Origin of the sequence: Streptomyces armeniacus (assembly GCF_003355155.1) — a bacterium.
In the GTDB taxonomy this organism is placed as follows: Bacteria; Actinomycetota; Actinomycetes; order Streptomycetales; family Streptomycetaceae; genus Streptomyces; species Streptomyces armeniacus.
Window position 1 is genome coordinate 7,959,700 of the sequence record NZ_CP031320.1, and the last position, 12,359, is coordinate 7,972,058.

Here is a 12,359-nt window from a genome sequence, read left to right on the forward strand (position 1 = left end):
GCCCATGCCTGCGGCGTGGAACGGCGCCGCACCCACCCCTCCAGTGCCGCCCGCTCCTCCTCCGACAGAATCAACTCGGCCTTCGGCCGCCCAATACGCGCCACCAGGCAACCCTACACATCTGAACGGAATTCCCGACTCAGAAGACTAGGGCGTGTATCGAAAGTGGCTGGTAGCGACCTGTGGGGCATGTTCGAGAATCCGGTGCAACTGCTCGCATCGCGGATCTGTGATGCTGTCCGTTATGGATTCCGAGCCGCGCACTGATCTCGCTCGTCACTATGACCCAGGAGGCTGGTTGGCTCGATTCGCGGGTCGGATGCTTGTGGTCTGTCCGCGATGCGGGGGCCGCGCTCTCGTGATTCCCCAGCCTGGCCTTCCTGATCCCAGATACTTCAGCGAGCTCCTTTTCCAACCGCGTCGACTGGCCTGTGGAGGATGCGGTGCAGTCGCCGACTGGAAGCCTGAGGCGCAGGGGGCTGGGCTGGTCGGCGCGGTGCTGGGTGGTAGTGAGGATCCGTTCTTCCAGCGGCCTCTGTGGCTGCAGACCCGTTGCGCCGGGCACATCTTGTGGGCCTACAACGAGGAGCATGTCGACGAGCTGTCCGCCTATGTCGGGGCGCGATTGCGAGAGCGTGGCGGAGTGCGGCCGACAATGTCGATGTTCGCTCGGCTGCCGGCCTGGATGAAGGCGTCGGATAATCGCGCGGAGGTGCTGGCCGGCCTTGAGACGCTGCGGGCGCTGGCCGAACGAATGGCACCTGCCAACCGCTCCGATGCCGCGCACGGGCGCGGTGACCGTCCCCGAGCGCACAGGAGTATGTACTTCCGCGGCGGCCCTTATGAGTCTTGAAGGACCTGGTCACAGCCATTCGTTGATGGTTGCGATGAGGACGGTTGCCTCGTAGCGGACCGCGAGCTTGTCATATCGCGTGGCGACCGCCCGGTGCCTCTTGAGGCGGTTGATCCCGCACTCGACCGCGTGGCGCTCGCGGTAGTCGACCGGGTCGAAGTAAGGCGGCCGACCGCCGTGGGAGCCGAGCTTCTGGCGGTTGCGCGCCTGGTCGACCTTGTCCGGGATGGTGCAGCGGATCCCACGGCGGCGCAAATAGGAACGGTTTCTGCGGGAGGCGTACGCCTTGTCAGCACGCACCCGATCGGGGCGGACGCGTGGCCTGCCCGGCCCGATGCGGGGCACACGGACCTTCTCCAGCACGGGTTCAAACTGCGGTGAATCCCCGCGCTGCCCGGCCGTGACCACGATTGACATGGGCTTTTGACCTTGCTCGACAGCCAGGTGCAGTTTGGTCGTGAACCCGCCGCGCGAGCGTCCCAGCCCGTGGTCTCCAGGCTCGGTGAACACACCGCCCGGCGGCTCTTTCTGCAGGTCACCCTGCTTGCGAGCCCCGGCCGCATGCTGGTGGGCACGGCAGACCGTGGAGTCGACGCTCAGGTCCCAGACGATCGCGCCCTTCACGTCGGCCAGCGACTGGAGCCGGGTGAGGATCCGGTGCCAGGTGCCGTTCCGTTGCCACCGGCGGAACAGGTCATAGATCCGGTTCCACGGCCCGTACTCGACGGGGACGTCCCGCCACGGGACACCGGTCCGGACTCGGAACCGTATGCCGTCGATCAGCCGCCGCCGAGACCAGACGGGCGGCCGCCCCGCCTTCACCCCTCTCGGCAGCAACGGCTCCAGCACCACCCACTGCTCGTCCGTGAGATCTCCCCGACCCATGAGCCGTGATCATTCACAGCCCAAGATCCACTTTCGATACACGCCCTACCTCGACGCCGGAGTCAGCCCGCGCAAGATCACCATCGGGCTGGCCTTCTACGGGAGGGGCTGGCAGCAGGTCGAAGCGGGCGGCGCCAACGGCGAGTGGCAGGCCGCCAACGGGGCCGCGCCCGGCCAGTTCCAGGAGGAGGCCGGCACCCGCGGCTACCACAACCTGGTCACCAGCGTGCCCAACCTCACCGTGCACCACGACGAGCAGTCCGTGGCCACGTACGGGTACACGGGCGCGGGCGGGCAGTGGTGGTCGTTCGACGACAGCTGGTCCATCGGGAAGAAGGCGGCGTACATCAAGTCGAAGAACCTGCTGGGCGGGATGATCTGGGAGATGTCCGGTGACACACCGAACGGCTCCCTGCTGGGCACCCTGCACAGCGGGCTGGACTGAGCCCGCCGCCCGGTACCCCGGCCCCGGCCCTGGTCCGGCCGGGGCCGTCAGCCCGTCCGGCGCTTGAGAACGGACCGGCGCGGCCGACAGCCGGATGCGGGCCGGCGCACTGAGCGGAGGCCGGCGGCTGGGAGGCCACTGAGCTGTCAGTGGGCCATGAGCCTGTGGCTGTCCGCACGTTGTGCGTAGCCGGGGGCCGTCCTCAAACGCCGGACGGGCTGGAGTGGCGCGGGCACGCGATTTACGCGCCGGGGTGGACGCCGCGCGGGAGGAAGAGGACGGAGTTCACGTAGCGTCGGTGGGGGGCCAGGGAGCGGCGCAGCAGGCCGTCCTCGGCGACGTGCGCGGTGCGCTGCTGGTGGGCGGTGAGATTGAAGTCGGTGAGCGGCAGCCAGTCGTGTGCGGGCAGGACCCAGCCCGTGTACTCGTGCCCGGCGAGGAACGACAGCACCGGCTCCAGCGGCTGGATGCGCACCTCCAACTCGATGAACAGCGCGGGCCGTTCGCGCCGTATCGTGCCCTCCGCGCCGCGCAGTACGGCGAGTTCGCTGCCGTCCACGTCCACCTTCAGCAGGGAGACCTCGGACAGGGCCAGCTCGTCCAGCGGCAGGCAGGGCACGTCCAGGGCCGCGTGGTGGACCTCGCGCCGTACGAGGGACGAGACGCCGCGGTCGCCGCGCCCGTCCGGGGGGAGCCACAGGGTCGCCGTACCGGCGTGGTCGGTGGCGGCGGCCTGCAGGATCTCCACGTTCGGCGGGGTGGTGGCGCGGAGCCGGCGGGCGAGGTGCGGTACGGGCTCGATCGTCACGACGCGTTCGGCGCGCTCGGCCAGGCGGCGGGTCCATGGGCCGTACCAGCCGCCGATGTCGACCGCCGTACCGCCCGTCGGGCAGAAGTCCGCGAGGCGGCGCAGCTCCGGCTCGAAGCGGGGGTACAGGAGGTCCGTCGCCGTGGCGAGTACCCGCGGCGGGATGTGGGGGGCTAGACGGGCGGCGAGAGTCACGAGGGGGGCTCCTCCGGTGCGTTGATGCGTTTGAGGAACTGCGCGTGCTCCTCGTCCGGGACCTGTTCACCCGAAGCGGGCAGGAGCTGCGGTATGCCGTCGACGATGGGGTAGCGGCGGCGCAGCCGCGGGTTGTACAGCACGTCCTCGGGCTGCAGCAGACTGAGCGGGCCCTTGTCGAGAGGGCAGGCGAGGATCTTCAGGAGGGGGTCATCGGGCGACATGCGGGTGGCCTTTCGTGAGGGACGGGGACGTACGGCCGCCCGGTCCGCCGCGGGGTGCGGAGCCGTTGTGGGGGGTGGCGGCGGGAGCGGGGCGCGGAGGCCCGGGCGCGCGCGGGGTGGGCCCGGGGCGCGGGGGGGCCCTGGTCCAGGGCCGGGGCGGGCAGCGACGCCAGCCAAGGACCGGGGGCCCCCCGGCACAGCGGGCAGCCCGCGGCGGCCCAGGACAGCGGGGGGTCCGGGCGGGCGGCGGGCCAGACCCGGCGCCGGCGGCGTACGGCCGCGCACGGCAGATCCTCCAGCGCGGCGTACAGCCGCTCCGGGTGGAAGGGCCGGCGCCGCCGCCACACGACGGTCGCGACGCCCGCCTCGTCCCCCATGCCCGCCGCCACCCTGCCCCTCTCCGCCGCCGCCACGCTGCCCGACGACGCGTACGCAGGTGCCCTCCTCGCCCGGATCTGGAACCCGGACGCGGGCGGCCCCTCGCCCGCCGCCGTACGCGAGGACGGCGTGTACGACGTCTCCGCGGACTTCGCCACCGCGGCCGACCTGTGCGAACAGCCCGACCCCGCCGCCGCGCTGGCCGCGGCGGACGGCCGCCGGGTCGGCTCCCTGGAGGAGCTGCTCGCGGGCTCGGCGGCCCGCCCCGAGACGGCGGACGGGCTGCGGTTCCTGGCGCCCGTCGACCTGCAGCCGGTGAAGGCGGCGGGCGTGACCTTCGCCGTCTCCATGGTGGAGCGGCTGATCGAGGAGCGGGCGCGGGGCAACCCGGAAGCCGCCGCGGAGATCCGTACGGAACTGGGCGGGGTGCTCGGCGGCGACCTGCGCGCCCTGGAGCCGGGCTCCGCGCAGGCGGCCGAGGTCAAGCGGCTGCTGGTGGAACGCGGTGAGTGGAGCCAGTACCTGGAGGTCGGCATCGGCCCGGACGCCGAGATCTTCACCAAGGCGCTGCCCCTGTCCTCCGTCGGCCCGTGCAGCCGCGCCGGGGTGCTGCGCGAGTCGCAGTGGAACAACCCCGAACCGGAGGTCGGCCTCGTCGTCTCCGCCGCCGGCACCGTCGTCGGCGCCACCCTCGCCAACGACATCAACCTCCGCGACTACGAGGGCCGTTCGGCGCTACTCCTGCCCAAGGCGAAGGACAACAACGCCTCGTGCGTGCTCGGCCCCTTCGTCCGCCTCTTCGACGCGGACTTCGGACTCGACGACGTACGGTCCTCCACCGTCCGCCTCGAGGTGTCCGGACCCGAGGGGTACGAGCTGTCCGGCGAGTCCGACCTGGGGGAGATCAGCCGCGACCCGGCCGATCTCGTACGCCAGTTGGGCGACGCGCACCAGTACCCGGACGGCGTGGTGCTGCTGCTGGGCACGATGTTCGCCCCGGTGAGCGACCGCGACGTGCCCGGCGGCGGCTTCACGCACCGTACGGGCGACGTCGTACGGATCTCCGCGCCGCGGCTCGGCACGCTGGCCCACGAGATCGCGTACACCCAGGACTGCGCACCCTGGACCTTCGGTGTGCGCGCGCTGCTGAGCGATCTCGTACGGCGCGGGCTGCCCGTCTGAGAGCCGTCTACCGTCGGGGGCCGGCTCAGGCGCTGCCCCGGCGGCGGATCTCGAAGCCCAGGTCGACTGTGTGCGACTCGGGCTCCGCGCCGCGCATCCGCTGCAGCAGCAGGGTCGCGGCGGCGCGCCCTATGGTGTCGGTCGGCAGCGCCACGGTGGTGAGGCCGGGGCCCAGCAGGCCGGATAGCTCGAAGTCGCCGAAGCCGGTGACGGCGATGTCCTCGGGCACGCGCAGCCCGCGGGACCGGGCCGCGAGCAGCGCGCCGTTGGCGTAGATGTCGGTGGAGAAGACGAGGACGTCGGTGTCGGGGTGCGCGCCCCGGGCGAGTTCGAGCAGCCGCCCGCCGGACTCCAGCGTGAGCGGGTGGTCCGAGGCGTCGACGACCCGCGGCTCGCTGCCCGGCCAGTGCTTCCGCACGGCCTTGAGGTAGCCGTCGAGGCGGCGGTGCGAGCGGTGGTCGCCCTCGATGAGGGAGCCGACGAAGCAGGGCGTGCGGTAGCCGGCGCCGTGCAGGAAGGACACCATCTCGTACATGGCGTCCACGTTGGAGAAGCCCACGAGGGTGTCGATCGGGGAGCCGGTCCAGTCCCAGGTCTCGACGACGGGGATGCCCGAGGAGCGCAGCATCTTCACGGCGCCCTCCCGGTGGATCACACCGGTCATGAAGAAGCCGTCGGGTCTGCGGCCGAGCAGGGAGCGGATGAGCTGCTCCTCGCGCTCGTCGTCGTAGTCGGTATAGCCGAGCAGCACCTGGTAGCCCTCCGAGGAGAGGACCGCGGACAGCCCGGTCAGGGTCTCGGAGAACACGGACGCGGACAGCGACGGGATGACGGTGGCGACGATCCGGCTGCGGTTGGACGCCAGGTTCCGCGCCGCCAGGTTGGGTACGTAGCCGCACTCGCGCACCGCGGCCTCGACCCGCTCGCGGGTGTGCGGGGCCACCTCGTCCGGGATGCGCAGGACGCGCGAGACGGTCTGGGCGGAGACGCCCGCGTGCTCGGCGACGTCGCGGAGGGTGACGGACCGGGTGGAGGAGCGCCGCCGCCCCGTGCCGGCTGCTGACTCCGTGCCGCTGGACATCCCGTGTCTTCTCCCCGCCTGGTCCGCTGTTCGGGGTCAACTCTACGCACAGCCGCGGCGGCCGTCGGCGCTGCCCGGCAACCGTGCGTGATGTTTCCGTGCCGTCTCGTGGTGGTGAGGGACAAGGTCTATGTTAGCGCTACCGATACCGCTAACATCCTCGTGGTGCCAGCGAAGCACTCGCTGCCGCCGTGTACGTACGAGAGCAGAAGGTGTGGTGCCATGAAGGTCCTCGAGGGGATCCGCGTGCTGGATCTGTCCATCGCGATGTCCGGTCCGTTCGCGGCGATGAAGCTCGCCGACCTGGGAGCGGACGTCGTCAAGGTGGAGCCTCCCGCCGGCGAGTGGCAGCGGCACACCGCGGCGGGCGGCGCCGACGGCAACGAGGTCAACGCCTCGTTCCTGTCGCTCAACCGCAACAAGCGCAGCATCTCGGTCGACCTCAAGTCCGAGGCCGGGCTCGACGCCCTGCGCCGCCTCGTCGCCTCGGCCGACGTCTTCCTCCAGAACTACCGCCCCGGCGTCGCCCGGCGGCTCGGCGTGGACTACGAGTCACTGCGGGCCGTCAAGCCCGATCTCGTCTACGTGTCGATCTCCGGCTACGGCGAGACCGGCCCGTACGCGGCACGCCCCGGACAGGACCTGCTGCTCCAGGCGATGAGCGGGGCCCTGCACAGCGCGGGCCGGCCCGGCGAGGCGCCCACCGCGGCGCCGTTCTTCCTCGTCGACGCCTTCGCCGCGTACTCCGCCTTCGAAGGCGCCCTGGCCGCGCTCTTCCACCGGCAGCGCACGGGCGAGGGCCAGCTGGTGCAGGTCAACATGCTCGACGCGATCATCGCCGCGCAGATGCAGGAGATCAGCGTCCGTACGGTCGGCGGCGTCGCACAGGAGCGCAGCGAACGCATCCACGCGCACAGCTACATCCGCGCCCCCTACGGCATCTTCCCCACGAGCGACGGCCATGTCGCCCTCTCGTTCGCCGAGCCCGCCGTCCTCGCGGAACTGCTGGACGAACCCCGGCTGGCGCACCTGGAGGCGGAACGCGACGGCTTCACCCGGCGCGACGAGATCTCCGCCCTCGTCGAGGAGGGGCTGCGGCGGCGTACGACCGCGCACTGGCTCGACAAGCTGGGCGTGGCCGGCGTGTGGTGCGGCCCCGTCTACGACTACGACGACCTGCTCGCCGACCCCCAGGTCCGGCACAACGAGTCGTTCGTCAGCTACGACCACCCCACCGAGGGCCCCGTGACCACCCCCGGCTTCTCGTTCCGGCTCAGCGGCAGCCCGCAGACCGTCGACCGGCCCGCGCCGGTCAACGGGCAGCACACCAGGGAGGTGCTCCGCGACGCCGGCTACGACGACGACGCCGTGGCCCGCCTCGAGGAGAAGGGCGTGATCCACGCCTCACCCCTCGCCGAGAACTGACCCCCGTCCCCGTACCGCGCGGCTTCCGTATCGAGCCCGGCGAGGTCGAGGCCGCGCTCTGCGCGCACCCGGGCGTCGCGCAGGCCGTCGTGACCACGCACAAGGCACGGGAGGGCGGCGGCACACAACTCGTCGGCTACGTCGTGCCCGTCGAGGCTCAGGAGAGCGGACTCGGCAACGTACAGAGCCTGGGCGACCTGGAGGTCGACCTGACCGCCGGAGTCTCCGCTCGCGAGCTGCGCCGGTTCGTCGCCGCCAGGCTGCCCGAGTTCATGGTCCCGGCCGTCTTCACCATCCTGGAGCGGCTGCCGCTGGCACCCAACGGCAAGCTGGACCGCGCCGCGCTGCCCGCCCCCGACTTCACAGGCGGCGAGTACCGCGCCCCCCGGTCGTCCGCCGAGCAGGTGCTGGCCGGGGTGTACGCGGAGGTGCTGGGCGTCGACCAGGTCGGCATCGACGACGACTTCTTCGCCATCGGCGGCGACTCCATCCGCTCCATCCAGGTCGTCTCCCGCGCCCGCGCGCACGGCGTCGAGGTCACCCCGCGGCAGATCTTCGACTGCCGTACGGTCGCCGAACTCGCCGAGATCGCCGTCGACAGCACGGACGACGCAGTGCCCGCGCTGGAGGAGCTGGAGGGCGGCGGCACCGGCTGGATGCCGCTGCTGCCCGTGGCCCGCTACATCGGCGAACTCGGCGGCGACAGCGACCACTTCGCGATGTCCATGGTGCTGGACCTGCCCCCCGGCATCGACCGGGAAGCGCTCGTGGCCACGCTCACAGCCGTCGTGGACCGCCACGACGTCCTGCGCTCCCGGCTGACCACGGAGAACGGCGGCGGGCTGCACATCGAGCCGCCCGGCTCCGTCGACGTCGGCGCACTCCTGCGCCGCGTCCCCTGCGACGGTGACTGGAACGAGGAGTGGCACGAGCGGGCCGCCGCCGAACTCAACGCCGCCACCGGCCGCCTCGACCCGGCCGCCGGGACCATGGCCCAGTACGTCTGGTTCGACCCGGCCGACTCCGCCGATGCCGAAGACTCCGAAGACGGCGAGACCGCGGGCCGCCTCCTCCTCGTCCTCCAGCACCTCGCAGTCGACGGCGTGTCCTGGCGCATCCTGCTGCCCGACCTCGCCGCCGCCTGGGAGCAGGTGCGCGAGGGCCGTACGCCCGTACTCCCCGCCGTCGGCACCTCCGTACGCCGCTGGGCCCACGCCCTCGCCGAAGAGGCCCGGCACCCGGACCGCGTCGCCGAACTCCCCCTGTGGCGTTCGACGGTGGCCGGCCCGGACCCGGCCCTGGGCGCGCGCCGCCTCGACCCCGAGGTGGACCTGGCCGGGACCGTCGAGCACATGTGGATCGAGCTGCCCCACGACGTCACCGAGTCCGTCATGACCGCCGTGCCCGCGGCGTTCCGCGGTGGCGTCAACGACGGGCTGCTCGCCGGGCTGGCCCTCGCGCTCGCCAAGTGGCGCCGCGGGCGCGGCGTGGACGAGTCCTCGGCGCTCGTACGGCTGGAGGGCCACGGCCGCGAAGAGGGCGCGGCGCCGGGCGCGGACCTGTCCCGTACGGTCGGCTGGTTCACCAGCGTCTTCCCCGTACGGCTCGACATGGCCGGCGTCGACCTGGAGGACGCGTTCGGCGGCGGCTCCGCGGCGGGCACCGCCGTCAAGGCCGTCAAGGAGCAGCTGCGCGCCGTCCCCGACAAGGGCATCGGCTACGGCCTGCTGCGCTACCTCAACCCCGAGACGGCCGAGGTCCTGCGCCGCCACTCCACCGGCCAGATCGGCTTCAACTATCTCGGCCGCTACTCCGCCACCGACATGCCCGAGCACCTGCGCGGCCTCGGCTGGACGCAGGCCGAGGACACCGTCGACCTGGTCGCGGAGCTGGACCCGCGGATGCCCGCGCTCTCCGTGCTCGACGTCAACGCCCTCGTCACCGACGCCGAGGACGGGCCCCGGCTCCGCGCCCGCCTCAGCTTCGCCACCGGCGTGCTCTCCCGCGAGGACGCGCGCGAACTGGGCGACCTGTGGTCCGCCGCGCTCACCGGCCTCGCCCGGCACGCGGCACGGCCCGGGGCGGGCGGCCTCACCCCGTCCGATGTGCCGCTGGTGACCGCCACGCAGGCGGAGATCGAGACGTGGGAGGAGCGTTACCCGGGGCTGGCCGACGTCTGGCCGCTCACCGAGATGCAGTCCGGGCTGCTGTTCCACGCGATGCTGGCCGGCTCCACCTTCGACGCGTACCAGATGCAGCTCGTCTTCCACCTCTCCGGACAGGTCGAGCCCGCCCGGATGCGCGCCGCGGGGCAGGCGCTGCTGGACCGGTACGCGAACCTGCGCGCCGCCTTCGTCACCGACGCCGACGGGGACCGCGTACAGGTCGTACCCGGACACGTCGAACTGCCCTGGTACTTCCTCGACCTCGGCGACCTGGACGGCACCGAACGCGAGGAGACCCTCAAGCGGTTCCTCGCGGAGGAGCACAGCACCCACTTCGACCTGGCCACCGCGCCCCTCGTACGGATGTCGCTCGTCCGCATGTCCGACGAGCGCTGGGAGCTCGTCTTCACCGCGCACCACGTGCTGTTCGACGGCTGGTCCGTGCCGCTGCTGATGCAGGACCTGCTGCGGCTCTACGGTTCGCACGGCGACCAGTCCGCGGTGCCCCGCACCCGCGACTACCGCGACTTCCTCCACTGGCTCGCCGCCCAGGACCGCGACGCGGCGGCCCGCGCCTGGGCCGAGGAGATGGCCGGTTTCGAGGAGCCCACCCTGCTCGCCGGGCGCGCCGCCACCGAGGCGGACCCCGCGGGCATCGGCCAGGTCGACGTGCCGCTCAGCGCGGACGTCGCCCGCGAACTGTCCCGCGTCGCCGGGGAACTGGGCCTGACCCTCAACACCCTCGTGCAGGGCGCCTGGGCCGTCCTCCTGTCCCGGCTCACCGGCCGGCAGGACGTCGTCTTCGGCGCCACCGTCTCCGGCCGGCCGCCCGCCGTGCCCGGGGTCGACGCGATGGTCGGGCTGTTCATCAACACCCTGCCCGTACGGGTGGACTGCACCCCCGCCGACTCGCTGCGGGACCTGCTCACCCGGCTGCAGAGCCGGCAGAGCACGCTGCTGGACCACCATCACCACGGGCTGCTCGACATCCACCGGGCGACCGGGCTCAACGTCCTCTTCGACACCCTCGTCGGCTTCGAGTCGTACCCCATCGACCGCGTGGGCATCACGGAGGCCAACACGGCGGCCGGAATCGAGATCACCGGCATCAGCCCGCTGAGCGGCGCCCACTACCCGCTCGTCGTCATGGCGTTCGCCGACCCGCATCTGCGGATCGGCCTCCAGTACCAGCACCACCTGTTCGACCGCGAGACCGTCCAGGACATCGCCGCACGCATGGAACGGCTGCTGAACCAGCTGGCGGTGGACCCGGACACCCCCGTCGGCGGTGTCGACGTCCTCGCACCCGCCGAACGCGAGCAGCTGTTCGGCGGCCTCAACGAGACCGGCCCCGGCGCCGCCGGAAGCATCCCGGAGTTGTTCGGTGCGCGGGTGGCCGCGGTGCCGGATGAGGTGGCGGTGGTGTGCGGTGGGGCGTCGTTGACGTATGGGGAGTTGGGGGCGTGGTCGGACCGGCTTGCGGCGGTGTTGGTGTGCCGCCCCGCTGCCCCGCCGCCCGGCCGACAGGAGAGACCCCGTGCGCGTGCTGTTCATCCCGCTGTCCGTGCCCACCCACTACTTCCACCAGGTGTCCATGGCCTGGGCGTTCCGCGCAGCCGGGCACGAGGTGCGGGTCGCCGGCGAGGCACCCGTCCTCGACGCCGTGCTGCGCTCCGGCATGCCCGCCGTACCCGCCGGCGAGGGCTTCGACTTCGTCGCCACGGACGCGCGGGGCGTCCGCCTGGAGGCGCTGCCGGAGGACGAGGCACGGAAGCGGAACGAGGCGCGGCTCGACGAGTTCGGCAGCGCCGCCGCGGTCCTCGCGGGCGACCTCGTACGGTTCGCCGGGCGGTGGCGCCCCGACGTCGTGATCGCCGACCCGATGGCGTCCGTCGCCCCCGTCGTCGCCGAGACCGCCGGAGTGCCGCTCGTACGGCACCTGTTCGGGCCCGACCTGACCCGGCACCTCGGCTACCCCGGCAGCGGCGTGCCCCTCGACGGCGACCCCCGCGACGCGTACCCGGAGCGCATCCTGGAGCTCTACGACCGGTTCGGCGTCGAAGCACGTGCCGACTACGCCCTGCGGCACCTCGACCCGACCCCCGCAGCGCTGCAGGTCCCCGGCATGCCGAACCGGCTGCCCGTGCGGTACGTGCCGTACAACGGGCCCGGCGTCGCCCCCGGCTGGCTGCGGCAGCCCCCCGCACGCACCCGCGTGTGCGTCACGTACGGCACCGTCACCTCCACCCTGCGCGGCGCCGAGGGCTTCCAGGTGCCGCGCATCCTGCGGGCGCTGACCGACCTGGACGTCGAGGTCGTGGCCGCGCTCAGCGCGTCCGACCGCGAGCTGCTGGGCGAACCCCCCGCGGGCGTACGGGTGGTGGAGCAGCTGCCGCTGCACCTGCTGCTGCCCAGCTGCGCCGCGATCTTCCACCAGGGCGGCGCGGGCGCGCTGCTGACCGCCGCCGCGCTGGGCGTGCCGCAGGTCGTCGGAGCCCAGCACACCGACCAGATCCTGAACGCGCGACAGCTGGAGTCCGCGGGCGCCGGGGTGTTCCTGCCGCCCGGGGAAGCGGACGGCGACGGCATCAAGAAGGCCGTCTCCCACGTGCTCTCCGACGCTTCCGTGCGCGCGGCCGCGGCCGAGGTGCGCGCGGAGATCCAGGAACAGCCCACACCCGCCGGAGTCGTCCGGACCCTCGAGGAACTCATTTGAAA

General features: G+C 72.4%; 9 protein-coding genes and 1 pseudogene. 5 read left to right on the plus strand and 5 right to left on the minus strand.

What is annotated here, in order from left to right; all coding sequences use genetic code 11:
• Positions 1 to 862 precede the first annotated feature (862 nt).
• Positions 863 to 1,738 (minus strand): IS5 family transposase, encoded by an 876-nt coding sequence (locus DVA86_RS34415; protein ID WP_208884147.1) that lies wholly within the window; start codon positions 1,736 to 1,738, stop codon positions 863 to 865.
• Between DVA86_RS34415 and DVA86_RS34420 the strand changes: the two genes are divergently transcribed.
• Positions 1,623 to 2,183, plus strand: coding sequence for a glycosyl hydrolase family 18 protein (locus tag DVA86_RS34420; protein WP_245997485.1), 561 nt, complete (start codon positions 1,623 to 1,625; stop codon positions 2,181 to 2,183). The genes DVA86_RS34415 and DVA86_RS34420 overlap by 116 nt on opposite strands.
• Positions 2,184 to 2,424: 241 nt before the next feature.
• Here DVA86_RS34420 and DVA86_RS34425 read toward each other — a convergent pair whose 3' ends face one another.
• The 3 genes from DVA86_RS34425 to DVA86_RS36385 are packed head-to-tail and all read right to left on the minus strand — an operon-like array spanning position 2,425 to position 3,787.
• The gene (locus tag DVA86_RS34425; protein WP_208884148.1) at positions 2,425 to 3,186 is read right to left on the minus strand and encodes an FkbM family methyltransferase; all 762 of its coding nucleotides are present in this window, start codon (positions 3,184 to 3,186) and stop codon (positions 2,425 to 2,427) included.
• Entirely contained in the window at positions 3,183 to 3,410 is a 228-nt protein-coding gene (locus DVA86_RS34430; protein WP_208884149.1) for a Trm112 family protein, read from the minus strand. The genes DVA86_RS34425 and DVA86_RS34430 overlap by 4 nt, the downstream gene beginning before the upstream one ends.
• On the minus strand, positions 3,386 to 3,787 hold the full coding sequence (locus tag DVA86_RS36385; protein ID WP_425470962.1) for a GTP-binding protein: 402 nt from the start codon (positions 3,785 to 3,787) through the stop codon (positions 3,386 to 3,388). The genes DVA86_RS34430 and DVA86_RS36385 overlap by 25 nt, the downstream gene beginning before the upstream one ends.
• Between DVA86_RS36385 and DVA86_RS35835 the strand changes: the two genes are divergently transcribed.
• Positions 3,786 to 4,970, plus strand: a complete 1,185-nt coding sequence (locus tag DVA86_RS35835) for a fumarylacetoacetate hydrolase family protein (RefSeq protein ID WP_245997486.1) — start codon at positions 3,786 to 3,788, stop codon at positions 4,968 to 4,970. The two genes, DVA86_RS36385 and DVA86_RS35835, sit on opposite strands and share 2 nt — an antisense overlap.
• 25 nt (positions 4,971 to 4,995) lie before the next feature.
• Here DVA86_RS35835 and DVA86_RS34440 read toward each other — a convergent pair whose 3' ends face one another.
• Positions 4,996 to 6,051, minus strand: a complete 1,056-nt coding sequence (locus DVA86_RS34440; RefSeq protein ID WP_208884150.1) for a LacI family DNA-binding transcriptional regulator — start codon at positions 6,049 to 6,051, stop codon at positions 4,996 to 4,998.
• A 222-nt stretch (positions 6,052 to 6,273) separates the two neighbouring features.
• Here DVA86_RS34440 and DVA86_RS34445 point away from each other — a divergent pair, with 222 nt between their 5' ends.
• The 3 genes and pseudogenes from DVA86_RS34445 to DVA86_RS34455 all read left to right on the plus strand — a co-directional run bounded on the left by DVA86_RS34445 (position 6,274) and on the right by DVA86_RS34455 (position 12,357).
• Complete coding sequence (locus DVA86_RS34445; RefSeq protein ID WP_208884151.1) at positions 6,274 to 7,476, plus strand: CaiB/BaiF CoA transferase family protein; 1,203 nt, start codon at positions 6,274 to 6,276, stop codon at positions 7,474 to 7,476.
• 89 nt (positions 7,477 to 7,565) lie between these two features.
• A pseudogene (locus tag DVA86_RS34450) lies at positions 7,566 to 10,907 on the plus strand (condensation domain-containing protein); the annotation flags it as partial.
• Between the two features lie 271 nt (positions 10,908 to 11,178).
• Positions 11,179 to 12,357, plus strand: a complete 1,179-nt coding sequence (locus tag DVA86_RS34455) for a nucleotide disphospho-sugar-binding domain-containing protein (protein ID WP_208884152.1) — start codon at positions 11,179 to 11,181, stop codon at positions 12,355 to 12,357.
• Positions 12,358 to 12,359 lie beyond the last annotated feature (2 nt).